The sequence below is a fragment of the Nocardia sp. NPDC050630 genome, assembly GCF_044457245.1.
Lineage (GTDB): Bacteria > Actinomycetota > Actinomycetes > Mycobacteriales > Mycobacteriaceae > Nocardia.
Genome location: NZ_JBITGN010000001.1, coordinates 641,696 through 666,500, shown reverse-complemented (window position 1 = coordinate 666,500; position 24,805 = coordinate 641,696). Strand labels below are relative to the sequence as shown.

The window sequence follows — 24,805 nt, the reverse complement described above, 5'->3', positions numbered from 1 at the left end:
GTCTCGCCATCACCGGTCGCCTTGCTGAACAACCATTGAACTGGCGATAGCGCATAGCTATTCATACTGTTCACCGGCATGTATCGGTGCGGTGAACAGGAGAAACCGGTTGACACGCCTTCCGGCATGTGGCTGGCTGGCCGCCATGTCCCCTGCCGCACCTGTCCGGATCGCCGCCGTCGCGGATCTGCATATGCGCGACGCCGTCGCGGGACGTTTCCGCCCGGACTTCCTGCGCCTGGATGCCGATGTGCTCTTGCTGGGCGGCGATCTCACCGAGGGCGGAAGTCCGCACGCGACGGATCTGCTGTGCGCTGAGATCGCGGGACTCGCGATCCCGGTGGTCGCGGTGCTCGGCAATCACGATCACGACCGGCGACTCGGATACCGCATCGCGGCAATGCTCACCGCACTCGGTGCGCATGTGCTCGATGGCGATGCGATCACCCTCGAGCTGCGCGGGCGACAGCTCGGAATCGCCGGTGTGATGGGTGGTAGCGGTGGGTTTCCCGACTACCCGGGCACGCCCGATGAAGGCAGTGCCGAGCACCGGGCCAGGATGCGACGCGGGCCATTGGACGCACTTCGGCTGCGTCAGGCGCTGGAATCGCTGGAGTGCGAAACACGCATCGCCCTGATGCATTTCGCGCCGATCATCGACACACTGGTGGGTGAGCCGCCGAAGATCTACCCGGGGCTCGGCTGTCACGACCTGGGTGCGGCCGTGGACGCGGGCGGCGCGGCACTGGCAATTCACGGACATGCGCACGGGGGCACGGAATTCGGACGCACCGCGGGCGGGGTGCCGGTGCGGAATGTGTCCTATCCGGTACTCCGACGCACGTATGCGGTTTATGAGGTGTAGCACTATGCGTCTGGGGTGAAGGCCCAGACGGCGGCGGGGCGCCCGGTGGCTTTGACGCGGCGGCGTTCGGTGGTGCGTGCCAGTCCGGGGATCGCGGCCAGGGTGCGGTTCAGGTTCGCCGGGTCGGGGCGGGCGCCCAGGATGGAGGAGCTGAGTTCCACCGCGCGGGTCGCCGGGAATTCGTCGCCGGTCAGCGCTCTGGTGAAAGCCATATCCTTCCAGAGCAGACGGGCCAGCAGGCCGCGTGCGGCATCGACGATGCGGTTGTGATCGAAGGCCAATTCGGGTACCGCATCGAACGAAACCCAGTGCGCGGGGCCCTCATGCGTCCCGACAACCGCCCACATGGCAATGGACAGCGTCGGCCCGCGCGGGTCGCGATTCGGTTCGTCGAAGGTCACCAACTGACCGACCGCCCCGATCGCCGCCTCCGGCACGCCCAGCTTGGTATGCACCGCCCGCCGCGCTGCCGCGACCAACCGCTCCCCTCGCCCGAGCAGCACGCCCGGCAATGCCAGATGCCCGGTGAACGGCTCCATCTCTCGTGGTGCGATACCCACACTCACCTCGGTATCGTCAGCCCAGAACCGCAATGCCACCACATCAACCGAAACCACGGATTGCTCCACGCGACCCCATCCTGCCGCACTTCGGCCAGCTCGCAGCGAGTGGCACACTATCGAGCCGCCGTATCGAAGTTTCCCGCAAGCGAGTGCCACTCGATGCGCCATGACTCGGCGCGGACGCGAGAGCGCACGCCAGTCGCCGAGCGCCTTGCCGCGGCGTGAGCGCGAGAATGCGCGCCGGTCACCCGTTGCCGCGTCGGCCGAGCCAGCTCCATAGTGCTAGGCGGCCGCGACAACTCGGGTCCGGATTCGGTCGCGACGGTCCGGGCCGTTGCCGGTCAGGACAACCGGGGTGCCGAGTTCACGCTCCAGCCACGGCACCGGGTCGGCTGGCACTGCTGTCAGGATCGGGTCGGCCGTGGTCAGTAGGGCAGTGAGGTCGCGCTGGTGGTCGAGGTCTTGCCAGCGGCCTGGTTCGAGGCGGTCGATCGCCCCGCGCGCGGTCGCGTATCCCGTTGCGGCGTAGCCGGTTCCGAATGCGTCGAGGTGGGTGAGGGCGAGCCCGTCGATGCCGCCGGAGACCTCGATGGCGTAGCGGAGCAGGACGGGGTCGAGGTGACCTCGACGGAAGTGGCCCTGATAGGGGCCGGTGGTGTTGTGGGGTTCGGGGATGATCATAGTGGGGTCTTCGGTCGGGAAGGGACCGGCGCCATGGCGGGTCATGTAGGTGCGCGTGACGCCGAGTGTGAAAGTGGTGGCGTCGATTTCGGCGAGTAGGGCACGGGCATTGCGCGGTTCGACGGTGGACCAGGTGGTGTGTGGATGGAAGCCGCGCCATTCGTCGAGGAGAACACCTTGTGCCCCTTCGAAAATCAGGCGGCCGCGTTGCGCGAAGCGGGTGAGTTCGGCGCCGTCGACTATGCGAACGGCGGCGGCGAATTCACGGTACATATCGACCAGATCGCGGATCGCTTCGTAGCGGTGGGCGCTGGGCGCGATCAGCGGTCCGTAGTGTGCCGCCATTGCCTGCAGCTTGGCGTACAGGATGTCGGGGTGCAGGCAATCCGAGACGGTCGGCGCGTCGTATTCCAGTGCGTGACTGGCGGTTTCGCCGATCCCACGGCCGCAGGAACCGTGTCGCGAGGAACCCCGCGTGTCCTCACGGGCACGGTTGGCAGCGATATGGATCGGCGTCGTGAGCAATGCGCGACCGTCGATCCGCAACAGCGACAGCGGATCCGGCACACCGAGTGCGGCCAACTGCCGCGATTCACCGGCCAGCGCGATCGGCTCGACCAGCATGTGCCGCGAAAGCAGCGTGGGCACCCCGGAAAAAGTTCCGGACCCGAACTGCGCGAAGGTGTGATGGCGACCGTCTGCGACCACATTGTGCGCCGCCTGCGCACCGCCGTTGAATCGCACGACCGCCGATACGTCCAGCCCTGCCTCCGGCGAGCACAGCCAATCGACGGTCGCTCCCTTGCCCGCATCCCCGAATCCGAGATCGAGCACGATGATGTGCGACTGAATCACTTTTCGCCCTTACCTTTCCAATGATTCATCCGAGAGCCAGACAGTCCGCCCGTGTGGCTACGCAGCCCGGTTCGGCCTTGCGCACCGCCATCCGCGTGCCACTGCGGCGTCGGTCACCGTCCTCAACGCTGCAGATCAGCAGCGTGCCCGCGCGGTAGCGGTCCAGAGACGGACTCCGCATCGGAGCCGCAGCACTCCAACACTTGCCGGATTCAGCTGCGCCCCCGTGACAGGGCGCGAATGCTCGGTCCCGCTTTGACGCCAAGCGCCTTTCCGACCGAATCGGCCTCGGCCATCGACCCCACATCACGCAGATCCGCGAGTCCTGCGTGCACGTCGATGCGATCTTCCTCCAGTCCGATGGTGAGCGCGATGAGCTCACAGACCGCGGCGGGATCGTCGAGTTTCATGAAGTTCTGGCCGAGCAATCCCCGCCAGTGCTCGGCGATCTCGGGATCGTCGAAGTAGCTCGACTGGTTCGGCAAGACGTAGTACACATGCCAGCGCTTGGCCAGTTCCCGATAGATCGAAGCGACCTCGATATCGGTGCGCACGTGATCGCCGATGACGGCGCGGATGTGCCGTCCCGCCAGTTTCGCCTTGTTCAGCTCGTCACCGATGATGAACAGGTAGCCGCGCTTACCGCGCTGCTCCCATGCGTCGGTCGCGACATGGGTGGCCATGAAATACGCCGCCAATTCATAGCTTTCCGACTTCTGCCCACCGCCGCCACCCTCCAGCAGGATATTGCGCAACTGCTCGTCCATCCGGTTGTCGGATTCGAACTGCCCCACCTGCAGTGGTACGCGATCGGAGTCGGCATCGCCGATGGCGCCGAACATGATCTGCGGATCCTGCGCGTAGCCCTTGCGCTGCAGCAGCCCGTGTAACTTGCCGAGCTTGTCCTGCATGATCCGCGGCACCCGCCCCATCGATCCGGTGACGTCGAACAGCACCGCGATCGGTAGCGAGTTGCCGTGCTCGGCCGAATCCCGACACTCGCGCACGGTGACGCCGAGCGGTTCGAGCGCGGGATGCGCTCGCCAATCCACATACGGTTGCCCCTGCATCTCGGCGGTGTATCCGAAGTCTTCCAGACCTCGACTGGCACGGAAGGTCTTGGCCGCGCGGTAGGCGGTGTCGTCCCAGCGTCCGTATCCCATGTCATCACTTCCTCTCGTGAACTTAGTTTTAGTGTATGAGACTAAAACTAAGTCGTCAAGAGTCCGCTGGTCGAGACAAGATCATCGAACTAGCGGGATCCGCTCGGGCGTCGCGCCACTCGCGCTTGCGCGCCAGTGCCCGACCGGGCTACTTCTCGAACCCGACCAGCCCGGTCGCCAGTTCTTGGCTGGTGAACCGGATCCTGCTTCCGCTCGCCCAGGCACCCGAGGACGATGCAACGTGACCGGAGCGGCCGATTCGGTGACGCCGCCAGCTCAGGAGGCCGACACCAGAGCCGCCGCTGCGACTGTTTCGACAACGCAGTAGAACCAGTTGGGGTAGAAGGTGATTCGCTCATCGAGCACCGCGGATACGATGCGGCCGAATGCCATTCCGCCGAGTGCGATACCAATGGTGATCATGATTCCGGTGCGCAGGGCTCCGTCGTGGGTTGCCGCCACCGCCAGCATCGCCGCCATCGCCAGACCGAATCCGCCGTAGACGGCACGAATCTCGTAGCGCGCCTCGGGTTGCTCGAGGCGAATGCCGAAGGGACGGATCAGCGCCTCGGGGGCAGCGAGGGCATAGCCACCCATCGCGAGGAAGAACACACCGACAACGGTATCGACAGCAATGGCCAAGGGAAATCTCCTGTTCGAGTCGGAAGGCCAGCATGCTCCGCCCGGGCGCGCATCCGCTTCCACAAACGTGCGGTCAGTCCCCGTTGTACTGCAGCGAGCGCCAGGCCTCGATCGCCCAATCCAGTTGCGTTCCGGGCACACTGATCGTCACCAGCAGCAACTCACCATTGCGGCGGCTGGCGATGCCCTGCACGCCGACCTCCGCACCGTCCTCGGAGGGCAGCCACCATCCGTCACCGGGTCCGCCGGTCACCGGTTCGCCGCGATGACCCGCGGTCGCGTTGGCACCGTATTGCAGCATCGCGGCCGGTGGTGGCCCGGTTTTCGGGTCGCCGACGCGTAGGATGGTGATCTCGATCTGGCGGATGCCGTCCCATGCCCACCATCGATCGCCGTCCCAGCCATAGGTGAAATCGCCAGGAATCCGCAAGCTCCACCCGGAGACCGGTGTGGTGTGCACCGGGCGGCGGCGGTAGCCCACCGGCATCTGGTCCGTCGCGGCGGCGCGCGCAGGCAGATCGGCGGGCGCCCCGGCCGCAGTGGCCGAATCCGCGAGCAGCAGCCGTAATTCGTGCCAGGCCGCCCACGGCAGCTCCAGCTCGGCATCGAGCCGATGCGCCTCGGCAAGCAAAGCGTCGGCCTGGTGCAGCGCTGGGGTGTCATCGGCGTCCGATGGCGCGCGCCACCGCACGTCGTTCCACATGATGCCGATCGCGGTATTGCGAATCGTCGGCGCGGTCCAGCCGTCCTCCCACCATGGGAAGAATGCTCGCGCTGCCGCCTCGTCGCCATCGCGGACCGCCTGGAACCAGTCGCGATCGCGCGGTCCAAGCCAGCTCGCGGCCAGCCCGTCGTAGTCGAAACGGTCACTACCGAGTGACAATCCGATCGAAACCCAGGCGCCCTCCGTAGGAACCTCGGTCAGCACCGTCTCCGCGAGGCCGCGGATCCACACCAGATAGTCGCGTTCGACCTCGGCGCGGTCATCGCCCAATCCGAGCGGATCCTCGGTCCCCTCGTCCCACACGATGTCGAATCGCCGACCCATTTCGTGCAGCACCGCCGCGACGTGCCGGTGATAGCCCGGCCCGGCCGACGCACAACCCGCACTCACCACCACTTGCCCGTGCGCCGCACGCAGATCGACCGGTTCGGCCGCCGGATGCAGCACGGCAAGCAGGCGATCTCCGGATACCTCCACCGATTTCCGCAGTGGCGCGGACGTGGCGGTCCAGTCGACCCGCGCACCGGCGGGGCCGGTCCGCAACCACTCCCCCACCTGATCGAGGAAGTCCGCGGCGGGCGCGCGGCATACCCCCGCCGCGTGCAACTCGATTCCCATGGATACACATCCTTGTGTCCGCGTTCCGGCGGCGAAAGTCAGGACCCTACACCTACACTGCGGACGTGGACCCGTTGACGCGGATCCGGGCGATCTGCCTGGCACTGCCCGAGAGCAGCGAGCGGCTCAGTCACGGCTGCCCGAATTTCTTCGTGCGGTCGAAAACGGCGTTCACCATGTATATGGAGGATCATCACCGCGAACCTGGTGCCACGATCTGGTGTCCGGCCCCGGAGGGCGTGCAGGCCGAACTCGTCGATGCCGAACCCGAACGGTTTTTCGTACCACCGTATGTCGGGCATCGCGGATGGATCGGCGTGCGGCTCGAAGTCGATCCCGATTGGGCGGAGATCACCGAGATCATTCATGACGCATACCGGAAGGTCGCACCGAAACGGCTTGCGGCCCAGCTGGATTGACTGAACTACTGCTCGACGAGCCGACGGCAACTGTCCCGCCCGCCGGGCAGACCCGCGTTATCGAGCCAGTGTTCGAGTTGACCGAGCTGCCATAGATCATCGATCTCCACCAGCACCGCTAGGAACGACAGCTGGGCGGCGGACAGCTGCGAATCGATACCGATCGGATCCGGAAAGGCTCTGTGCAGGAAGGAAATACAGTCGGAGTGCACGGTGCTGGGATTCGCGGCCCAGGCCGCTTCGATCGCGGCGGGCAGCAGCGTCTCGAAATCACCGACCCGACTGACGAGCTCGCGAATGACGTCGTGGCGCAACCACCCGTCCTGTCCGGGCAGATGACGATCGAACCACCGGTCGATGACCTCCGGATGCTCCAGCGCGGCAAGTAGTTCGTCGGTGGCGCGCTGCTCGCCGGCGAACGCGGGTGCGAGAGCGGCGCAGGTGCGCACACCGGGATGGGCATCGGCGAGCAGTTGCTCAGGACGGCCGCCGTTGATGCCGGAAATACGTGCGGCGGTGGCGCGTTCGGTCGGGTCCGAGATGGTCGGCGCGATCTCGTCCAGCTGCCGCAGCAGCGCGACCCGCTTCTCGGCATAGGCCGGATGCGCGGTGAGTTCGATCAGCGCCCGCAGCGCGGCCATGCGCACCATCACGTCCGAATCCTCGACCAGCGGCTCGACCGCCTCGATCACGGCGGGAATAACTGCGCGACAGGCGATCTCGTCTCTGGCCCGCATCGCCGCACGGAATACGTGATCATCGATGGCCGCCAACAAACCCGGTGGCGTCGGAACATGTTCGACCAAAAGGGCATTCGCCGGATCCGGCCCCAATTCCAGTAACCCGGCGCGCCGATTCGCTTTGACGCGCTGCAGATCCTCCTCGGTGCGCCCGGGTGGATATGCCTCGGCATACAGCTGCTCATCGGAGATTCCCGAACAACACCCCTGCGCGAAGACCTCGAGGTAGTCCAGTAGCGCGACGCGCAACGGTCGCGGCCCCGGATCCCACGGCAGTATGTCTTCGACCTTCATCTCGGTGTGCGGACGCGCCAGCAGTTCGGCCACGATCGCGACGAACGGCGCGGTCGCGGAGTACACACTGCCCTGATGCAATAGCGCGGCGTCGAGATAGCCGACCGCGTCGACACAGGCCTCGGCATCACCGTCGATCAGGGCCCGCAGGTGCGTCGGAGCATCCACCGCCGGGCCGTAAGCATGTTCCAGCTCGACCCAATCGATATCGGCTATCGCCCGCAACACCGGATCCATCGGATTGATCATGCTGCAGCTGAGCACGTCGATCAACTCGAGCGAAACACTTGCGTTACCGACGGATCTACAGTGCCGGTTCCAGATGATCACCGATCAGCATGGTTCCCGGTCCGCGACGGGCGCCGGGCCCGTGCCGCCAGTACACATTGTCGGCGGTCAGCGGCGCGCCGCATTCGCGGCAGACCACCACACCGGATGTCGGGTGTCCGCAATCGCGATGCACGACAACTGCGGGCGGCCCCGCGGGCCCGGCGAGCCATTTATCGCCCCATGAGATGAGCATTGTGAGCACCGGATACAGATCGCGCCCCTGCTCGGTGAGCACATATTCGTGGCGCACCGGATTGGTCTGGTAGATCCTGGCCTCGACGATCCCGTATTGCCGCAACACGTCCAGACGCGCGGTCAGGACATTGGTGGCAATGCCCAGATCGCGGCGCAGGTCCTCGAACCGGTTCACCCCGACGAACAGATCGCGCAGGATCAAGGGCGTCCACCGCTCCCCGACCACGTCCAGGGTTCGCGCGATCGAGCACACAATATCGGACATGGCAGCTTTGGGCACCCACCCATCGTAGTCCATTGCTTTTCGCAAGTGACTCCGATACGTTGCGAGCGAGCAAACTGTGAAGGGGTGATCGAGACGATGTCGGATACCGTGACGCGGTTTCGCGAGGCAACAGAAGCCAGCGATTTCGATGCACTGATGACGACCCTGGCCCCCGATGCCGAGCTGACATCGCCGGTCTCGGGCAGATTGGTATTCCGAGGCCACGACGACTTGCGCATCCTGCTGACCGCTGCCTACGGCAGCCTCGGCCGACTGCGCTGGACCGAGCACATCGGCGACGGCGCCCGCCGAGTTCTACTCGCCGAAGCCGCCGTAGGACCATTCCGGATGACCGAGGCCATGATCCTCGAATTGGCCGCCGACGGCCGCATCCGCCGACTCGAACCGCACCTGCGGCCCTGGCTCCCACTGACCCTGCTGGCGGTGAAGCTGGGACCGCGCCTACTTCGTCATCCGAGCGTCATGCGGCGCGCGCTATCACGTTTCGACAAGCCCGTTGCCGGTTAGTTCGAGACGTCTGGTCACCCGGATATCGTCGAGGAAACGGGGATCGTGGCTGACGACGATCAGTGCACCCTCGTAGTTGGCCAGCGCCTGGGTGAGGTGGTCGAGGCTGGGCAGGTCGAGATTATTGGTTGGCTCGTCCAGCAGGAGGAGCTTCGGTGCCGGATCGGCGAGCAGAAGCATGGCCAGGGCGGCGCGCAGGCGTTCCCCGCCGGACAGGGCTGCCGCCGCGACATCGGCATCACTGCCGCGGAACAGGAAGCGGGCCAGTTGGGCTCGGATCTGTTCCGCGGCGGCGTGGGGTGCGGCCGCCGCAACATTGTCGAAGACCGTGCGCCGCTCGTCGAAGATGTCGAGGCGCTGCGGCAGCATGCGCCACGGCACCTGCGGCGGTTCGGCGGCGACGCGGTTCAGCAGCGTGGTTTTGCCCGCGCCGTTGCGGCCGGTCAGCGCGATTCGCTCCGGACCGGAAATCCGCAATGTCACGGTCGGACCACAGGCCAGTTCGACCTCCTCGAGATCGATGACGTCCTGGCCCGGGTAGAGCCGGGTGCCCGGTAGGTCGATCCGGATCTGTCGGTCGTCACGCAACAGATCCTCGGCCTGCTGCAGCTGTTCCTTCGCGGTGTCCAACTTTTCGATGTGGTTATTGCGTAGCTTGCCCGCCGATACCTGCGCCGCCCGCTTGCGTGCGCCCATGACGATCTTCGGCTCGCGTTTGTTCTCGAACATCTTCTGCCCGTAGCGCGCTCGGCGATCGAGTTTGATCCGGGTTTCGACCAGTTCGCGCGCCTGTTTGCGAACGTCGCTGCGCGCGTCCCGGATCGCGGCCCGTGCCAGCTGCTGCTGTGCTTCGATGATCTGCTCGTATTCGCTGAAATTGCCGCCGAACAAACGCAATTCCCCCTGCCGCAGTTCGGCGATGGTGGACATTCGTTCCAGCAGTTCGCGGTCGTGGCTGACCGTGAGGACGGTGCCGGAGAACTGAGTGAGGACCTCGTAGAGGCGTTGGCGAGCAAGGTGATCCAGGTTATTGGTCGGCTCGTCGAGCAGCAGCACGTCCGGATCACGCAGCAGCTCGGCGACCAAGCCGAGCAGCACTGTCTCACCACCGGAGAGGGTTTCCAAGCGGCGGTCCAGCTGTTCGGTGGAGTCGGCGAGGTAGTGCAGACCCAGGCGACCGAGCAGCGCGATAGCGCTCTCCTCGACATCCCACTGCGCGCCGACGATATCGAAATCGGCCTCCTCGCCGATGCCGGATTCGATGCGGTGCAGTGCCTTTCGCGTTTCGGCGATGCCCAGCACCGCGTCGACACGCTGACCGTCGCCGAGGCCGAGATCTTGGCGCAGATAACCCAGCCGCCCAGTGACCGTGATCGAACCACGCGCGGGTGTCAGCTCACCCGCGATCAGCCGCAGCAGGGTGGACTTGCCCGCACCGTTGCCACCGACCAGGCCGAGATGGCCCGGTCCGAGCACTGCGTCCAGACCGTCGAAGACAGGAGTGCCATCGGCCCAGGAGAAAGTGAGATCGGAAATAGACAGATTGGTCATGTGGTCCCCAGAGGTCGCGCGGGAATGCGGCGCACAGGATGCGGGCCGCCCGAGTGGCTACCTCATGAGAGCAACGACATGACTCCGATCAACGGGGATAAGACCCTTCTAGGTTAAACACATCCCCTGCTGTCGCGCCACTGATATTGCGATCACACACTACGTCGGCACCACCGCGGCGGCTCGACTCATCGGCCGCCACCTCGACTGCACGGTTCGTAATCCCTGACCACCACGCCCAACCAGCATCTGCGTCGGCGCTAACCGATCGCACCGATGGGGCGCGCGGTCTCACCGGCGAGCGGATACGGCCGCTCGACCGGAAGGGCGGCGGCAGCTGCGGATAGTTGTCCGGCGGTCACCAAGTCGTGGATTCGCCGCGCCTGATCGGTCACATCTCGAATCCCGGTGATCCAGGTGTCCACATACGCGTCGACCGCCTCACCGCTCAGGCCGACTTGTAGCGATCGGTAACTCCGCGGTCGGTGATGCAGATCGCGTTCGGGATCCCATTGGATCCGCACCGGACTCGTCCGCAACCGATGGGCCCACTCACGGCGATCCGAATACAGTTCCGGCACATAGTGACTCAGGCAGGCACGCGCCAGCGCCGACTCGAATCCGGTGCGCGTCATGGTGATCGCGAGTACGCGCTCCTGCCCGGGCTTGCGGTCCCATCCGCAGCGATACATCATCCACAGGAACGACGGTTTGATCCACGTCATTCGCTCCCGCTTGAACGGTGGCACGAAAGTCCCCGCAGCGAGGGCCGGGTCGGCGATGTGCGGCGAATACGCTTGATAGACAACTACTGTCGAGTCGTCATACGTAGCCCGAATCTGGCGCATCGGCACGGAATCAACCACTCGGTGATCCTGGCAGGACGATTTCGAACGGGCAAACCGCAGACGTGCGACCTAGACTCGCACCACCGAGGTCAGCGGGTAATCGCCTTGGCGATCTCGTCCGTTCAGGAAGCCCAATTCCAGAACTACTGCGGCGGCTACGATTTCGGCCCCGGTGGCCTGGAACAGATCCGCGGCGGCGGCCAAGGTACCGCCAGTGGCCAGCACATCGTCGAGCAGCAGAATGCGCCGACCCTCGAGGTCGACCCCGTCGGCCGGAATCTCGAGCGATGCGGTGCCGTACTCGAGACTGTACTCACGTGAGACGACCGGCGGCGGCAACTTTCCGGCCTTGCGCACCGCCATGACACCGGTTCCCAGCGTCGCGGCAACGCCGGCCGCGATGATGAATCCGCGAGCGTCGACGCCCGCGACCAGATCGGCATCGGGCGCGCACGCCGCAAGGCAGTCGATGACGGCCCGGAAACCCTCCGGATCGGCAAATACCGGCGTGAGATCGGCGAAGCGGATGCCGGGAGAGGGGAAATCGTCGCGCCAGCGGGTCAGGCGTTCGACCAGTTCGGCCGCCTTACCTGTCCGCTCGGCTAGAACGTCGTCCGATTCCACCGCCGCATGCTTGCTCATCGACACCTCTCCATGGTTCCTCACCCACCAACACCTGTCACCGCTTCAACACCCAGCGGTCCATGTTCCAACCGGTACCCGCCTGGGTGGGACCGGCTATGCCGTTGCGCAGACCGTCGCCGAACGCGATGGTGCGGGGTGTGACGAACAACGGAATGCTCGGCATCTCCGCCCACAGCAGGTTCTCGGCCTCGGTGCGCAGATTCAGCGTTGCGGTCGAGTTGTCGTCGCCCGCAAGCTGGTCGGTGATCGAATCGTAGCGGCCGTTACCGTAGCGACCGAAATTGAGCCCGCTACCTGTGCGCAACGCACTGGTAGCGGCCACTCCGGTCTCGGATCCGGCCGGACCCGGGGCCGATGCGGTGCTGCCGAGGACGGCGTCGACTTTGCCCTCGGTGAGCTGGGACGGCGTGAAATCGACGGATCCGGCATCCACTACGTTGATACCCGCCGGTTTGCATGCATCCGCGATCATCTGCACGGTCTGCGTGCGGCGGTCGTCCGGTTTCACATATCCGATCCGAATGGTCGGCTTGGCCGAACTGGCCGCGGCCGCCGCCGTCGCATCACCGCCGCGGTACTTGTCGGCCGCGCCGATGACGTTCGGGTAGTACAGCGAATCCTGCTGTGTGATACGAGAGTTCAACACCGCGGTGCCGAGTCCGCTCTTCGGTGCGTCCTTGGCCTTGCCGAGCTTGTCGAACAGGTCCTGGCGCGGCACGCAGAATGCGAAGCCGCGCCGCGCGTCGGCCGAGGCGAAGACTCCCGAAGTACCCAGCACCAATTGCTCGGCACCGCGCCCCGGCACGGTCCGCACCGAGAATCCGCCGAGATTGATATCTTTCACCGATCCGGCGCCGATATCGACGACTCCGACCGCATTGTCACCGACCTTCGCTTTCAGATCGGCGGTCTTCGGATACACCACGATTCGCCCGGTCTCGGGCTTATTGCCCCACCAGCGCTCGTTGGCGACCAGCACCAGACCGTCCTCGGCGGAGTAGGAATCGATCCGATACGGTCCCGACGACGGGAACCGCGAAAGATCCATCTTGTCTGTTCCGATGGTCCACCCGTTATTCCAGAAGTCGGCGATCCGCTGCAGAGATGCCTGATCACCGGACTGTACGGCCGTCACGACATTCTGAACATTCGCCACCCGAGCCGCCACATGCGCGGGCATCAACTCCCCCGCGGTGAACAGATTGCGCCACGGCAGATAGTGATGGTCCGCGCGGAACACGACGGTGGCGTCTTTGGATCCCGGCTGACAGTCCACCCGCTCGATATCGGCATATCCCGCGGTGCTCGCGGCATCGAAGAGCGGAACCTGGCCGCGGTCACCGGGTTTGGTGTAGCGACCACTGCGCGCGGCCCAGGCGAGCACCAGATCGTCACATGATGTCGGCACCCCGTCGGAGTACACCCCGTCCGCATTGAGCCGGTATTGCACCGTCTGCGCCTCGCCCGGCACCTCTTTCGCGGTGCCGACATCGGTGTCGGCGACCTGCTGACCATCCGGTCCGGTATAGAAGAACCCGGTCAGCACCCGCGCGAAGACCGCGGCAGAACCGCTGCTCGCACCGAGCGTGTTACCGCCGTTGTAAGTGGCGATCACCGAGTCGACGGCATAGCCGATGGAGGGTACCTGGTTCTGGCTGGAGCATCCGGCCATCACCGTGGCGGCCACGGTGCCCGCAGCCACCGCTCCGATCAGACGTACCGCTAGCGACTGCTTCATATATGCAAACCCCTGCCGTCGGTGTCAGTGCCTGCGCTTGTTCCGCTTTCCGCTAGGACGAGCGCCCGGACGCGGAGTCTGTCCCACATCGCGAACCGGACGCGCGCCCAGCTCCCGACCGGTCGCCGCGACCGCGCGCCGCTGCGCCTCGGCGCCAGCACGTGCCGATGCCAGCCCGGCCCGCTTGTTGTGCACCTTCTTGGTGTGCGCCGCGACCGGACCCCACCGCTCCTTGATCGACACCAGCAGCGGCACCGCGAAGAAGATCGACGAATACGCGCCGACGATCATGCCGACCAGCTGCACCAGCGCCAGATCCTTCAGCGTGCCGACACCGAGCAGCCACACCGCGATCACGAGCATGCCGACAATCGGCAGAATGCCGATGACCGTAGTGTTGATCGACCGCATCAACGTCTGGTTCGCCGCGAGATTCGCCTGTTCGGCATAGGTGCGCCGGGTCGTATTGACCACACCGCGGGTGTTCTCCTCGACCTTGTCGAAGACGACGACGTTGTCGTAGAGCACGTAACCGAGGATGGTCAGCAGACCGATCACCGCGGCGGGTGTCACCTCGAAGCCGACCAGCGAGTAGATGCCTGCCGTGACGATCATGTTGAAGAACAGCGAGGCGATCGCCGCTATCGACATATCCCGTTCGAAGCGGATCGCGATATAGACCATGGTGAGCGCGATGAACACGACCAGCGCGATCAAAGCCTTCTTGGTGATCTGGCTACCCCAGGTCTCGCTGATCTCGGCGATGCTGATCGCATTGCGGGAAACGTTGCCGTCCTTGTCCTTCGGCTGGAAGGCATTGAACAGCGCGCTCTGCAGCGCATCGGTCTGGCTGGCACTCAGTGTGTCCGAGCGGACCTGGATGGTCTCCGCAGAGCCGGATCCGACCTTCTGCACCGTCACCGGCGCGTGGCCGATGGTCTGGTTGTAGATGTCCTCGACCTTCTGCGTGGTGGCCGTGCCCGCCGCGGGCAACTGGATGCGCGACCCGCCTGCGAAGTCGATGCCGAGAGTGAAGCCGCGAAGTCCGATACTCAGCAACGAGATCAGCACGAAGGCCGCGGTCAGCGCGTAGTAGAAACGCCGCCTACTGACGATCTTGAATCCGCCGGTACCGGTGTAGAGACGCTCGAAAATACTGTGCTTGGGCGTCTCGAAATCGTTCACCTCGTCAGCGAACGGCTCCAGGGTCGAGTTCGTCATCGTGCCGTCTCCTTAACCAGCGCCTCGCCGGCCCTACGCTCCCTGGCCACTTCCTGAATCGCACCGAGCCCGTTGACCGATGGCTTCGCCCAGAACGACGAGCGCGAGGCCAACATCATCAGCGGCGCGGTCACCAGGTACAGCACGATCACGTCGAGAACGGTGGTGATACCGAGGGTGAAGGCGAATCCCTTCACCTGACCGGCGGCCAGGATGTAGAGCACCACCGAGGCGATGAGGCTGACGGTCTTACCGGAGAGGTTGGTGCGCTGGGCCCGCTGCCAACCGCGCGGCACGGCCGAACGGAAGCTGCGCCCCTCGCGCATTTCATCCTTGATGCGTTCGAAGAACACCACGAAGGAGTCGGCGGTCAGACCGATACCGATGATCAGACCGGCGATACCGGCCAGGTCCAGCGTGAATCCGATCCACCGGCCGAGCAACACGATGATGCCGTACACCGCGACACCCGAAGCGATCAGCGAGAAACCGGCGAGGAAGCCGAGCATCCGGTAGTAGAGCAGGCAGTACAGCAGCACCACCGCGAGGCCGATCGCACCCGCGAGCAGACCCGCGCGCAGCGAGGACAGACCCAGCGTCGCCGAAACCGTCTCGGCCTCGGAGGTCTGGAACGACAGCGGCAGCGAACCGTACTTCAGGGTGTTGGCGAGTTCCTTGGCACTGGCCGCGGTGAAGCTACCGGAGATGGTGGTGCGGCCGCCCTGCTGCGGACCCGACTGCACGACTGGCGCGCTGACCACCTTCGAGTCGAGTACGAATGCGACCCGCTTGTTGATGTACTCACCGGTCAGCGTGGCCCAGGCATCGCTACCACCGGATTTGAATTCGAGATTCACCTCGTGGCGCGCCTGCTGCTGGTTGAGCCCGGAGGTCGCGTCCTTGATCTCCTGGCCGTCGATGCGGCTCTTGTCCAACAGCAGGATTTCCTTGCCGTCGGTGGAGCAGGTGACCAGCGGCAGATTCGGATCGTCGTTACCGGCGAGCGGATCGGACTTGTTGCAGTCCATCGCGGCCATGGCGGCCTGCTGCACCGTGGAATCGGTGCTCTGCCTGGTCGCCTTGGCGTCGGCGATCTCCTTCTTCGCCTGTTCCTGCGGCGTCAGACCGCCGGGCGGGGCCGGCGGGGAGGTCGGGGCCTGTGCGGGGAATACGCGCGGCTGGGGGGTCGATTCCGCCGCGGGCGCAGACTCTGTGGTCGGCGCCGGCTCGGTGGTGGGCGCGGTTTGCGTCGGCACGGTGCCGTCCGGGTTGAGCTGGGTGGCGTCCGGAACCGTGCCCGGCGTCGCCGCCGTGCCCGTCTGTGGCGTGGCCTTGCCACCTGTCGCGGGCACCGCCGACAGCACCGGACGGATGTAGAGCTTGGCGGTCGTCGCCAGCGCCTTGGCCTGACCGCCGTCGTCACCCGGAACCGTGATCACCAGGTTGTCGCCGTCGATGACGACCTCGGAACCCGAGACACCGAGGCCGTTGACACGGTTCTCGATGATCGTCTGCGCCCTGCGCAGGCTGTCCTGGCTGGGCTTGCTGCCGTCGGGAGTGCGCGCGGTCAACGTGACGCGGGTACCACCCTGCAGGTCGATGCCGAGCTTGGGAGTCGGGGAATGGTCACCGGCGAATAACACCAGCGCATAGATCACGGCCAGCAGCACGGCGTAGACGCTGAGCAACCGGAGCGGATGCGCCGATCCCTGGGAAGGTGGCACAGTTCGTCATCTCCTAGGCGGAAGTCGAGGTGGAACAGGCGGGCGCGCACGGCCGGGCACCCGGACGGATGGCCCGCGGCGATCTGCAGCACGCGGGCCCACCAGCAAACCGATCAGTCCTTGGTCAGCCGGGTCTCGGTCTGTTGCGCGGACTCCTCGACGGGACCGGCCTCGGCCTCGTCGGTCACGGTCTCATCCGTGGTCTCGTCCTCGGTGCGCACATCGCGGATGGCCTGACGCAACCACGTGGTGATGACGTCCTCGGCGATCTCGAGATCGACCGTGGTGTCGTCGAGATCGACCACGGTTCCGTACAGACCCGACGTGGTGGTGACCTGATCGCCGACCTTCAGGCTTTCCTGCATGGTCGTGACCTTCTCGGCCTCGCGCTTCTGGCGGCGCACACCGAGGAACATGGGCACGAGCAGGGCTACCAGTAGGAGCGGAAACAGAAGTTCCATCGTCGAAGTCAGTCCCTAGTCTGTGGGGGGAATGGGCTATTACCCCAACAGTCTGCCAGCTCATGTCGTCACCACCACACCGGCACACCCTTGACGTCCCGGAATCCGGATATCGAGCCGATCCACCGACAGCATGACGCCCGCGACCGAGCAAGGGTCGCGGGCTGCGCAACGCGGCGTCCTAAGCGGTCTTGCCGTAGGTGTAGTCGTCGAGCGGGAAGCTCACCGCCTCGCGGTGGGCATTGATGGTGCTGGTCGGGCGCAGTAGCGCGGCCTCGCCGTGCTGGTTGAAGTAGTAGCTGCGCGCGCTCGCGCAGTCGCCGCCGTAGAACACCGACGAACCCAACTTCTCGGTGACGCGGTCCAGGAACCGGGTATTGGCCTGCTCGGTCACCTCGAAGGTGGTCGCTCCGCGCCGGAACATCTCACCGAGCAGCCGACCCATGTGCTTCATCTGGGCCTCGATGGTGGTGAAGTAGGACAGGCCGCTATAGGAGTACGGGCTGTTGAGACTGAGGAAGTTCGGGAACTTCGGCACGGTGATGCCCTCGTAGGCCTGGAAACGGTTGTCGCGCCAGAATTTTCCGAGATTCACGCCATCGCGGCCGATGATCTCGATGGCCGGGAAGTTCACATCCCACAGGTTGAAGCCGGTGGCCAGGATCAGCGTATCGATCTCGGTCTTGTGCCCGTCGGCGGTGACGATGCCGTCGGCCTCGATGTGATCGATCGAGTTGGTCTCCAGTCGGACATTGGGCTGGTTGAACGTCTTGAAGTACTGGTTGGAGAAGGTGGGGCGCTTGCAGCCGAAGTCGTAGTGCGGGGTGAGCTGCCTGCGAATCTCCTTGTCGCGCACCTGCGCAAGCAGATGCGCCTTGGCGAGTGCGCCCGCGGCCATATTCAGCGGCTTGGCCTGCTTGAAGTGCAGTACCCCGATCACCATGAGCGCCTCGAGCAGACTGGTGTTGACCAGGCGCGCGGCCTTCTGCGTGGCGGGCACTCGCGCGAACAGCTTCTGCACCGGCGCGGGGATCGCGGTGTCGATCTTCGGCACCACCCAGATCGGGGTGCGCTGGAATACGGTGAGTTCGTCGGTCTTCTTCGCGGCCTCGGGTATCAACTGCACGGCCGTGGCGCCGGTGCCGATGATGGCGGCCTTGCGGCCGGTCAGGTCGAAATCGTCCTCCCACGCGGTGGTGTGGATGATCTTGCCCGCGAACGAATCGATGCCGGGAAACGGTGGTGTGTAGGGCTGGGACAGGAAGCCGGTTGCGGTGAGAAGGTAACGGCCGGTGAGGGTTTCACCACCGGCGAGGGAGACGATCCAGTGCTGGTGCTCCTCGTCCCAGCGAGCGCCGTCCACCACCGTGCCGAAACGCATCCGGCGGCGCAAGCCGTACTTGTCGGCGACGTGGGCGGCGTACTTCTGGAGCTCCTTGCCAGGTGCGAACAGGCGCGTCCAATACGGGTTGGGCTCGAAGGAATACGAGTAGGTCACCGAGGCGATATCGACCGCGAGACCCGGGTAGTGATTGACATGCCAGGTGCCGCCGAGGTCGTCCTCGCGCTCCAGAATGACGAAATTGCTCAGACCCAGCCGGTCGAGCTGGATACCCGCGCCCATGCCGCCGAATCCCGCACCGACCACGACCGCGTCGTATTGAGGCGCCACGTCGAACCTCCTGCTCAACATTCCATCGCGAATGTAGGAACCATCTCTCACAGAATGACATCTCATTCCGTTTGTGAACACCGTATCATCGGACAGGTGACGAAGCCATCCACGCGTGCGCCCCGCCCAGCGGCCGGAAATGCGATCCAGCGACGCAAGGCCGAACTGCGGCAGGAGATCATCGATACCGCCTTCGTGTGCTTCGCCGAGAAGGGCTATCACGCCACCGGAATCGCCGATATCGCCAGCGAATTGGGCATCGGCCACGGCACCTTCTACCGGTACTTCAGCAATAAGCGCGAGATCATCGATGTGGTCATCGACGATCTGGCCACCCGGATCATCGAGGCACTCGGCACCGATAACGCGCCCGACGCCGCCACCTCCCTCGATGAATATCGCGCCCAGATAGATCGCATCGGCGCCGCGCTCACCCGGATCCTGGTGGACGACCGACGCGTCGCCCAACTACTGCTGTTCCATGCCACCGGAATCGATGACGAACTCACCACCCGGCTCTATGGCCTGCTCGATATGGCCGATGCGCTCACCGCGGGGTATTTGTCGCACGGCGTCGAACTCGGTTATCTGCGGGCGGATCTCGATACCAAATACACCGCCAAGGCGGTGACCGGCATGCTGCTCGCGGGCATCGTGCACGGGCTGCGCAATCCGGACGAGGCCGCGGTCCAGGAATTGAACGAGGCAATCCGACGGCTGCTGATCGACGGCGTGCGCAAGGACTGAAGTCCGACAAATCGCCAGCGGCCAGGTGACCCGATTCCGGCTAGGGTGGGACCCGGATCGACCGGCCAACGGGGGCAACACGTGTTCGGCAGAGACCGCCTAGTTCGAAAAAACCGCATTCGACGCGAGCAGGGCAGCGACCCTGGAACAATGTCGCGGGTGACCCCCGACGACGTGAGCCGAATCCACTTCGCCATGCCATCCGTGGGGCACCGCGGATATCACGCCGATGAGGTGGACGCGTTCCTGGAACTCGTCTCGGCGACATTGGCCGGCAAGGGGGCGCTGACCGCGGACGATATCCGGCACGTCGCCTTCGACGCCCCGCGCTTCGGCGGCCGCGGCTATCAGGCCGATCAGGTCGACGAATTCCTCGATCGGGTCCGCGTGGAACTCGAGTTCCGCCAGCGCGGGTCCCGCCCGGTCCCGGACGGTGGCAACGGTTCCGGCCCCGCGCTGCTCACCCCCGACGACGTGCACCGCATGCAGTTCACCCAAGCCGCTGTCGGCCGCCGCGGCTACGACACCGAAGAAGTGGACGCGTTCCTGGATCTGGTCGCCGCCACCCTCGCACACGGCAGTCCCGGCAGCCTGACCGTCACCGACGTCCGCGCCGTCCGCTTCACCGAGGCCCGCCTCGGCACCCGCGGCTACGCCCGCGATGAGGTCGACGCCTTCCTCGACCTCGTCATCACCGCCCTCCAAAACAACCACCACTGAACCCCACCGCCGATCAGCATCAGATGGAATCCATCGGGGGCATCGCCCGAGCAGCCACGCCACCAGCCCCACCTGAGCTTGATCCAGCGGCCCGGGTGTTAGTCGAAGAGGTCGAGGGTGGGGTGGGGTTCGCGGCCGCGGACTTCGATGGAGCCGAAGACGAGGTCGGGGGGCGGCACTAGGCCGAGGTGTTCCCAGGCTGCGGCGGTCGCGACGCGGCCGCGCGGGGTGCGGGCGACCATGCCCGCGCGGACGAGGAAGGGCTCGCAGACCTCTTCGACGGTCGCGGCCTCCTCTCCGACGGCGACCGCGAGGGTCGAAACACCAACGGGCCCACCGCCGAAGCTGCGGACGAGCGCGCCGAGGACGGCGCGGTCGAGCCGGTCCAGGCCGAGGGCATCTACGTCGTAGACCTCGAGTGCGGCCTGAGCGATGCGGCGGGTGACCACGCCGTCGGCGCGAACCTCGGCATAGTCGCGGACGCGGCGCAGCAGGCGGTTGGCAATGCGGGGAGTGCCGCGGGAGCGACCCGCGATCTCGGCGGCGGCATCGCGATCCATGGCGACACCGAGGATATGAGCCGAGCGCTGCAAAATGCGCAGGAGTTCTTCGGGATCGTAAAAATCCATATGGCCGGTGAAGCCGAAGCGATCACGCAGCGGTCCGGTGAGCGCACCGGAGCGGGTGGTCGCGCCGACCAGCGTGAACGGCGCGATATCGAGTGGAATCGACGTTGCCCCAGGGCCCTTCCCGACGACCACGTCGACGCGGAAATCCTCCATGGCGAGGTAGAGCATCTCCTCGGCGGGCCGGGCGATCCGGTGGATCTCATCGATGAACAGCACGTCGCCCTCGACCAGATTGCTGAGCATCGCGGCGAGATCACCCGCGCGTTCCAGCGCCGGACCGGAGGTTATGCGCAGTGCCGTACCGAGTTCGGCGGCGATGATCATCGCCATACTGGTCTTGCCGAGTCCGGGCGGCCCGGACAGCAGCACATGGTCGGGGGTACCGCCGCGCTGTTTGGCGCCGCGCAGCACCAGCGCGAGCTGTTCCCGCACGCGCGGCTGGCCGATGAAATCGTCCAGGGACTTCGGGCGCAGACTGGCCTCGATCTCCCCGTCGGACTTCAGATAGCTTGCGCTGATCTGGGATTCGGTGTCGTGCTCTGGATCCTGATCCATGACGTCTTACCGATTCTTCCCCAGCGAGCCGAGCGCCGCCCGCAGCGCCTTCGACGTATCGGCGGCGGGATTCTCGGCGAGCACCGCATCGACCGCGGGCTCGGCCTGTTTGACCGGGAATCCGAGTCCGACCAGTGCCTCGACGACCTGCTCGCGCACCGGCGTGAGCACCGGCGTCGGTGCGCTGCCGGGCGGACCGGCCTGCACCGGAACGAGATTCACCTTGTCACGCAACTCGACGACCATGCGCTCGGCGCCGCGCTTACCGATGCCGGGCACCCGGGTGAGCGCCGCGACATTGCTCTCGGCCAGCGCCTTGCGCAACGCCTCGGGCTCGAGCACCGCGAGCACCGCCATGGCCAGCCGGGGACCGACTCCGGAGACGGTCTGTAAAAGGCCGAACAGGTCACGGGATTCGGTATCGGCGAATCCGAACAGCGTCATCGAATCCTCGCGCACGATCATCGCCGTGAACAGCCGGGATTCCTCGCCGCGGGTCAGCGTGGACAGCGTCGCCGGGGTGACATTGAGCCGGTAGCCAACGCCCGCCGCCTCGATCACCACATGATCGAGCGCGATCTCGAGCACCTCACCGCGTACCGACGCGATCACCCGCGCACCACCTTCCGTTGTTCGGCAAGCCGCTGTGTATACCGCCGCTGCGCCTCTGCGGCACGCGCCTCGGCCTCGGCCATCCGCGCCATCAGCGGCGCCCGCCAACAATGACAGATCGCCAGGGCCAGCGCATCGGCCGCATCCGCCGGTTTCGGCGCGACCTGGAGGCCGAGGATACGCGTCACCATCGCCGTCACCTGAGCCTTGTCCGCGGTTCCATTGCCGGTGACAGCGGCCTTCACCTCGCTGGGGGTGTGGAAGGCCACCGGTATTCCGCGGCGCGCCGCCGCCAGCGCGATCACTCCACCGGCCTGCGCGGTCCCCATCGCGGTGCGCACATTGTGCTGCGCGAATACCCGCTCGATCGCGACCGCGTCAGGTTTGTGGGTGTCCATCCAATGTTCGGCGACGTCGGCAACACCCATAAGCCGGTGTGCCAGGTCCATATCCGCGGGTGTGCGCACCACGTCTACATCGAGCGCCGTCACTTTCCGACCCACCCCGCCCTCGACGATGCTGAGGCCGCACCGAGTGAGTCCCGGGTCGACGCCCATCACCCGCACGCGATCCCCTCTCGAAGGCACGAACAATTGTTCGAGAGTCTAGTGGACGGCGCACTTACGTTCACCAACGACACGGTGGCCGTCCGGGATTCGGCTAGCTGAACGAGTGGTAGCAGCTCACATACGCGTAGCTGCCGGAGTCCGAGTCCTCGACGACCACCTTGCCGTCCTGCAGGATTCGGCAGGTCACCGTGCCGCCGCTGGATCCGCTGACAGTCGCCGTCACCCGGCCCGTGCGGACGTATCCGGTCACCGTCACCGCCTTCGTCCACGGCAGCGGCGAATCCTTGGCCTCGGTGGTGTCGAAATCGCCAGTGTTGTAGGAGATATCGGCGGTGCCGGAGCCGGTGACCTCATAGGTGATCGAGGTTTCCTTCTTCGACTCCTTGTCGATCCGGTAGATGACGGATCCGAATACCGCGACGCAGCCACCGACGGTGAGCACGATCGCCAGGAAAACACCACCGAGGACCCACGGCCACACCGGCTTACCCTTGGGCGGCTGCGGCGGATATCCCGGATAGCCCGGATATCCCTGCCCCGGATAACCCGGGTACTGCGGCGGTGGTTGATAAGTCATGTGCACCCCTCCTGAATCCCTGCACGACCGGCCACTGGACTTTACCGGACACGGCTGTTCGGAGCCCGGTTCACCTGTGCGGTTATCGACCTGCCATCGACCAGCGTTTCAGCGTCGCCCAGGTTCATCGGAGGGAATTCACAGGCTTTCTCGAGGAACGGTCTCGACAATGCCGTAGGTGCCCGTAGTCCGTGCCCCGCTCGCCGCACCCGCGACCCCCGTGACACCGCCGCCACCACCGCGGCTGCCTTCGGCGAATCTGAATCCGAACTATCAGAACGGCTTTCACCACGGCATATCGCTGCTGCACGGCTGGCTGCCGATGACCGTCGAGTTGGTCGCGGTGGCCGCATTGATCCTGGCGATCGGCTGGCGGACCCGGCGCTGGCGGCTGGCGCTACTGCCGGTCTGCGTCGTACTCGGTGCGGCGGGTGCGGTGGCCGCGTGGGCGTATGTGAACGATCAAGGGCTGGCCTCGGATCCGGCGCCGGTCGCGTTGTGGGCCTGTGTCGGCGTCGCGGTCGCGGCCATCGCGATTGCCGCGCTCGGCTGGCGCAGTGCCAGGTGGTGGCGGCGCGGCGTCTCGGTCCTCGCCATTGCGCTGGCAGTGATGAGCACCGGCATCGTGCTCAATCAGTGGGTGGGCTACTACCCCACCGTGCAGTCGGCGTGGAATGCGCTCACCGCGGGTCCGCTGCCGAATCAGACTGATATCGATGCGCTGCCCGGACTGCGCAATACCGATGTCAGCACCGGCAAGATCGTGCCGGTGCAAATTCCGGACGCGGCCAGCGGTTTTCCGCATCGAACCGAATATGTATACCTGCCGCCGGCCTGGTTCGCCGGTCCGACTCCGCCGACACTGCCGGTCGTGATGATGATCGGCGGTGAATTCAATACCCCCGCCGACTGGATCCGCAGCGGCCAGATCATGCCCGAGGTGGACAAGTTCACCGCCGCCAATGGCGGTCGCGCGCCGATTCTCGTCTTCGTCGATTCCAGCGGCAGTTTCAACAATGACACCGAATGCGTGAACGGTCCGCGCGGCGATGCCGCCGACCACCTGACCCGAGATGTGCCCAGTTTTATCGAATCTCGGTTCGGCGCCGCCGCGGATCCGGCCAGCTGGGCGGTGGTGGGCTGGTCCATGGGCGGGACCTGCGCGGTCGATCTGGCGGTCATGCATCCCGAATTGGTGCGCACCTTCGTCGATATCGCGGGCGATCTCGGTCCGGCATCAGGCAATAAGGAACAAACGATCCGAAGGCTTTTCGGCGGCGACGCCGACCGCTGGGCCGCCTTCGATCCGCTCACCGTCATGGCCGAACATGGTCCCTACACCGGCATGGCAGGCCTGTTCGACGATCTCAGCCCGCCCAAATCCGGTCCGGGGTCCCATGGCGCACATCAGCAATCCGCAGCCGACGACGACAACGTCGGTATGGGCGGCCACGACGGAGTTTTCGACACCGGTGAGGTCGGCGCGGCCGAAAAGCTATGCGACGCAGGCCATGCAGTCGGTATCGATTGCACCATCCACACCACCCAGGGCGGCCACACCTGGCAGTTCGCCTCGGCCGCGTTCACTTCGTCATTCCCCTGGATCGTCGCCCGCGTCGGCCTTCCGGTTCCCGACGCGACCTGAAACATATTC

The 24,805-nt window shown here is 65.5% G+C and carries 26 protein-coding genes; 6 read left to right on the top strand and 20 right to left on the bottom strand.

Annotation, left to right across the window (positions count from 1 at the left end; genetic code table 11):
• Positions 1-109 precede the first annotated feature (109 nt).
• Entirely contained in the window at positions 110-865 is a 756-nt protein-coding gene (locus tag ACIBG0_RS02960; protein ID WP_397028653.1) for a metallophosphoesterase, read from the top strand.
• Between the two features lie 2 nt (positions 866-867).
• On the opposite strand, the gene ACIBG0_RS02955 is transcribed toward ACIBG0_RS02960, so the two are convergent.
• The 6 genes from ACIBG0_RS02955 to ACIBG0_RS02930 all read right to left on the bottom strand — a co-directional run bounded on the left by ACIBG0_RS02955 (position 868) and on the right by ACIBG0_RS02930 (position 6,111).
• Entirely contained in the window at positions 868-1,494 is a 627-nt protein-coding gene (locus tag ACIBG0_RS02955; RefSeq protein WP_397028651.1) for an NUDIX hydrolase, read from the bottom strand.
• A 216-nt stretch (positions 1,495-1,710) separates the two neighbouring features.
• Positions 1,711-2,964: an adenylosuccinate synthetase gene (locus tag ACIBG0_RS02950; RefSeq protein ID WP_397028650.1), complete on the bottom strand. Its 1,254-nt coding sequence runs from the start codon at positions 2,962-2,964 to the stop codon at positions 1,711-1,713.
• Positions 2,965-2,989: 25 nt separating this feature from the next.
• The gene (locus ACIBG0_RS02945) at positions 2,990-3,145 is read right to left on the bottom strand and encodes a hypothetical protein (protein ID WP_397028648.1); all 156 of its coding nucleotides are present in this window, start codon (positions 3,143-3,145) and stop codon (positions 2,990-2,992) included.
• 31 nt (positions 3,146-3,176) lie between these two features.
• Positions 3,177-4,127 carry a hypothetical protein gene (locus ACIBG0_RS02940; protein ID WP_397028646.1) on the bottom strand — a complete coding sequence of 317 codons (951 nt, stop codon included), beginning with the start codon at positions 4,125-4,127 and terminating at the stop codon, positions 3,177-3,179.
• A gap of 276 nt (positions 4,128-4,403) precedes the next feature.
• Positions 4,404-4,769 (bottom strand): DUF4345 domain-containing protein, encoded by a 366-nt coding sequence (locus ACIBG0_RS02935; RefSeq protein ID WP_397028644.1) that lies wholly within the window; start codon positions 4,767-4,769, stop codon positions 4,404-4,406.
• A gap of 73 nt (positions 4,770-4,842) precedes the next feature.
• On the bottom strand, positions 4,843-6,111 hold the full coding sequence (locus ACIBG0_RS02930; protein ID WP_397028642.1) for a hypothetical protein: 1,269 nt from the start codon (positions 6,109-6,111) through the stop codon (positions 4,843-4,845).
• A 65-nt stretch (positions 6,112-6,176) separates the two neighbouring features.
• Here ACIBG0_RS02930 and ACIBG0_RS02925 point away from each other — a divergent pair, with 65 nt between their 5' ends.
• A complete protein-coding gene (locus ACIBG0_RS02925) occupies positions 6,177-6,530 on the top strand; it encodes an MmcQ/YjbR family DNA-binding protein (protein WP_397028640.1) in 354 nt (117 codons plus the stop codon).
• A gap of 5 nt (positions 6,531-6,535) precedes the next feature.
• Here the strand turns inward: ACIBG0_RS02925 and ACIBG0_RS02920 are convergent, their stop codons facing one another.
• Positions 6,536-7,801 (bottom strand): HEAT repeat domain-containing protein, encoded by a 1,266-nt coding sequence (locus ACIBG0_RS02920; RefSeq protein ID WP_397028638.1) that lies wholly within the window; start codon positions 7,799-7,801, stop codon positions 6,536-6,538.
• Between the two features lie 67 nt (positions 7,802-7,868).
• Positions 7,869-8,369 (bottom strand): winged helix-turn-helix transcriptional regulator, encoded by a 501-nt coding sequence (locus ACIBG0_RS02915; protein ID WP_397028636.1) that lies wholly within the window; start codon positions 8,367-8,369, stop codon positions 7,869-7,871.
• A gap of 69 nt (positions 8,370-8,438) precedes the next feature.
• Here ACIBG0_RS02915 and ACIBG0_RS02910 point away from each other — a divergent pair, with 69 nt between their 5' ends.
• Positions 8,439-8,882, top strand: a complete 444-nt coding sequence (locus tag ACIBG0_RS02910; RefSeq protein WP_397028634.1) for a nuclear transport factor 2 family protein — start codon at positions 8,439-8,441, stop codon at positions 8,880-8,882.
• Here ACIBG0_RS02910 and ACIBG0_RS02905 read toward each other — a convergent pair.
• The 8 genes from ACIBG0_RS02905 to ACIBG0_RS02870 form a co-directional block, all read right to left on the bottom strand.
• Positions 8,853-10,433, bottom strand: coding sequence for an ABC-F family ATP-binding cassette domain-containing protein (locus tag ACIBG0_RS02905; protein ID WP_397028632.1), 1,581 nt, complete (start codon positions 10,431-10,433; stop codon positions 8,853-8,855). The genes ACIBG0_RS02910 and ACIBG0_RS02905 overlap by 30 nt on opposite strands.
• Before the next feature lie 260 nt (positions 10,434-10,693).
• Positions 10,694-11,299 (bottom strand): DUF4291 domain-containing protein, encoded by a 606-nt coding sequence (locus ACIBG0_RS02900; RefSeq protein ID WP_397028631.1) that lies wholly within the window; start codon positions 11,297-11,299, stop codon positions 10,694-10,696.
• A gap of 51 nt (positions 11,300-11,350) precedes the next feature.
• Positions 11,351-11,923: an adenine phosphoribosyltransferase gene (locus ACIBG0_RS02895; RefSeq protein WP_397028629.1), complete on the bottom strand. Its 573-nt coding sequence runs from the start codon at positions 11,921-11,923 to the stop codon at positions 11,351-11,353.
• 37 nt (positions 11,924-11,960) lie between these two features.
• Complete coding sequence (locus ACIBG0_RS02890; protein WP_397028627.1) at positions 11,961-13,664, bottom strand: ABC transporter substrate-binding protein; 1,704 nt, start codon at positions 13,662-13,664, stop codon at positions 11,961-11,963.
• A 24-nt stretch (positions 13,665-13,688) separates the two neighbouring features.
• On the bottom strand, positions 13,689-14,885 hold the full coding sequence (secF, locus tag ACIBG0_RS02885; RefSeq protein WP_397028626.1) for a protein translocase subunit SecF: 1,197 nt from the start codon (positions 14,883-14,885) through the stop codon (positions 13,689-13,691).
• Positions 14,882-16,609, bottom strand: coding sequence for a protein translocase subunit SecD (gene secD, locus ACIBG0_RS02880; protein ID WP_397028624.1), 1,728 nt, complete (start codon positions 16,607-16,609; stop codon positions 14,882-14,884). Before secD ends, secF begins: the two co-directional genes overlap by 4 nt.
• Before the next feature lie 113 nt (positions 16,610-16,722).
• Positions 16,723-17,070 (bottom strand): preprotein translocase subunit YajC, encoded by a 348-nt coding sequence (gene yajC / locus ACIBG0_RS02875; protein ID WP_397028622.1) that lies wholly within the window; start codon positions 17,068-17,070, stop codon positions 16,723-16,725.
• Between the two features lie 181 nt (positions 17,071-17,251).
• Positions 17,252-18,742, bottom strand: coding sequence for a flavin-containing monooxygenase (locus ACIBG0_RS02870; RefSeq protein WP_397028620.1), 1,491 nt, complete (start codon positions 18,740-18,742; stop codon positions 17,252-17,254).
• Between the two features lie 96 nt (positions 18,743-18,838).
• Here ACIBG0_RS02870 and ACIBG0_RS02865 point away from each other — a divergent pair, with 96 nt between their 5' ends.
• Positions 18,839-19,489 (top strand): TetR/AcrR family transcriptional regulator, encoded by a 651-nt coding sequence (locus tag ACIBG0_RS02865; RefSeq protein WP_397028618.1) that lies wholly within the window; start codon positions 18,839-18,841, stop codon positions 19,487-19,489.
• Positions 19,490-19,639: 150 nt separating this feature from the next.
• Positions 19,640-20,209 carry a DivIVA domain-containing protein gene (locus ACIBG0_RS02860; RefSeq protein WP_397028615.1) on the top strand — a complete coding sequence of 190 codons (570 nt, stop codon included), beginning with the start codon at positions 19,640-19,642 and terminating at the stop codon, positions 20,207-20,209.
• 98 nt (positions 20,210-20,307) lie between these two features.
• Here the strand turns inward: ACIBG0_RS02860 and ruvB are convergent, their stop codons facing one another.
• The 4 genes from ruvB to ACIBG0_RS02840 all read right to left on the bottom strand — a co-directional run bounded on the left by ruvB (position 20,308) and on the right by ACIBG0_RS02840 (position 23,151).
• Entirely contained in the window at positions 20,308-21,393 is a 1,086-nt protein-coding gene (gene ruvB, locus ACIBG0_RS02855) for a Holliday junction branch migration DNA helicase RuvB (RefSeq protein ID WP_397028613.1), read from the bottom strand.
• 6 nt (positions 21,394-21,399) lie between these two features.
• Positions 21,400-22,005 carry a Holliday junction branch migration protein RuvA gene (gene ruvA, locus ACIBG0_RS02850; protein WP_397028611.1) on the bottom strand — a complete coding sequence of 202 codons (606 nt, stop codon included), beginning with the start codon at positions 22,003-22,005 and terminating at the stop codon, positions 21,400-21,402.
• Entirely contained in the window at positions 22,002-22,571 is a 570-nt protein-coding gene (gene ruvC / locus ACIBG0_RS02845) for a crossover junction endodeoxyribonuclease RuvC (RefSeq protein ID WP_397028609.1), read from the bottom strand. Before ruvC ends, ruvA begins: the two co-directional genes overlap by 4 nt.
• Positions 22,572-22,665: 94 nt before the next feature.
• Positions 22,666-23,151 (bottom strand): MmpS family transport accessory protein, encoded by a 486-nt coding sequence (locus ACIBG0_RS02840; protein WP_397028608.1) that lies wholly within the window; start codon positions 23,149-23,151, stop codon positions 22,666-22,668.
• Between the two features lie 178 nt (positions 23,152-23,329).
• Between ACIBG0_RS02840 and ACIBG0_RS02835 the strand changes: the two genes are divergently transcribed.
• Positions 23,330-24,796 (top strand): alpha/beta hydrolase, encoded by a 1,467-nt coding sequence (locus ACIBG0_RS02835; RefSeq protein ID WP_397028607.1) that lies wholly within the window; start codon positions 23,330-23,332, stop codon positions 24,794-24,796.
• Positions 24,797-24,805 lie beyond the last annotated feature (9 nt).

What these genes read in the sequence shown, in the direction of transcription:
- ACIBG0_RS02945 (WP_397028648.1), bottom strand. Translation starts at nt 3,145, where the DNA reads ATGCGGAGTCCGTCTCTGGACCGCTACCGCGCGGGCACGCTGCTGATC.
- ACIBG0_RS02940 (WP_397028646.1), bottom strand. Translation starts at nt 4,127, where the DNA reads ATGGGATACGGACGCTGGGACGACACCGCCTACCGCGCGGCCAAGACC.
- ACIBG0_RS02930 (WP_397028642.1), bottom strand. Translation starts at nt 6,111, where the DNA reads ATGGGAATCGAGTTGCACGCGGCGGGGGTATGCCGCGCGCCCGCCGCG.
- ACIBG0_RS02920 (WP_397028638.1), bottom strand. Translation starts at nt 7,801, where the DNA reads ATGGATCCGGTGTTGCGGGCGATAGCCGATATCGATTGGGTCGAGCTG.
- ACIBG0_RS02905 (WP_397028632.1), bottom strand. Translation starts at nt 10,433, where the DNA reads ATGACCAATCTGTCTATTTCCGATCTCACTTTCTCCTGGGCCGATGGC.
- ACIBG0_RS02895 (WP_397028629.1), bottom strand. Translation starts at nt 11,923, where the DNA reads ATGAGCAAGCATGCGGCGGTGGAATCGGACGACGTTCTAGCCGAGCGG.
- ACIBG0_RS02890 (WP_397028627.1), bottom strand. Translation starts at nt 13,664, where the DNA reads ATGAAGCAGTCGCTAGCGGTACGTCTGATCGGAGCGGTGGCTGCGGGC.
- secF (WP_397028626.1), bottom strand. Translation starts at nt 14,885, where the DNA reads ATGACGAACTCGACCCTGGAGCCGTTCGCTGACGAGGTGAACGATTTC.
- yajC (WP_397028622.1), bottom strand. Translation starts at nt 17,070, where the DNA reads ATGGAACTTCTGTTTCCGCTCCTACTGGTAGCCCTGCTCGTGCCCATG.
- ACIBG0_RS02860 (WP_397028615.1), top strand. Translation starts at nt 19,640, where the DNA reads ATGTCGCGGGTGACCCCCGACGACGTGAGCCGAATCCACTTCGCCATG.
- ruvB (WP_397028613.1), bottom strand. Translation starts at nt 21,393, where the DNA reads ATGGATCAGGATCCAGAGCACGACACCGAATCCCAGATCAGCGCAAGC.
- ACIBG0_RS02840 (WP_397028608.1), bottom strand. Translation starts at nt 23,151, where the DNA reads ATGACTTATCAACCACCGCCGCAGTACCCGGGTTATCCGGGGCAGGGA.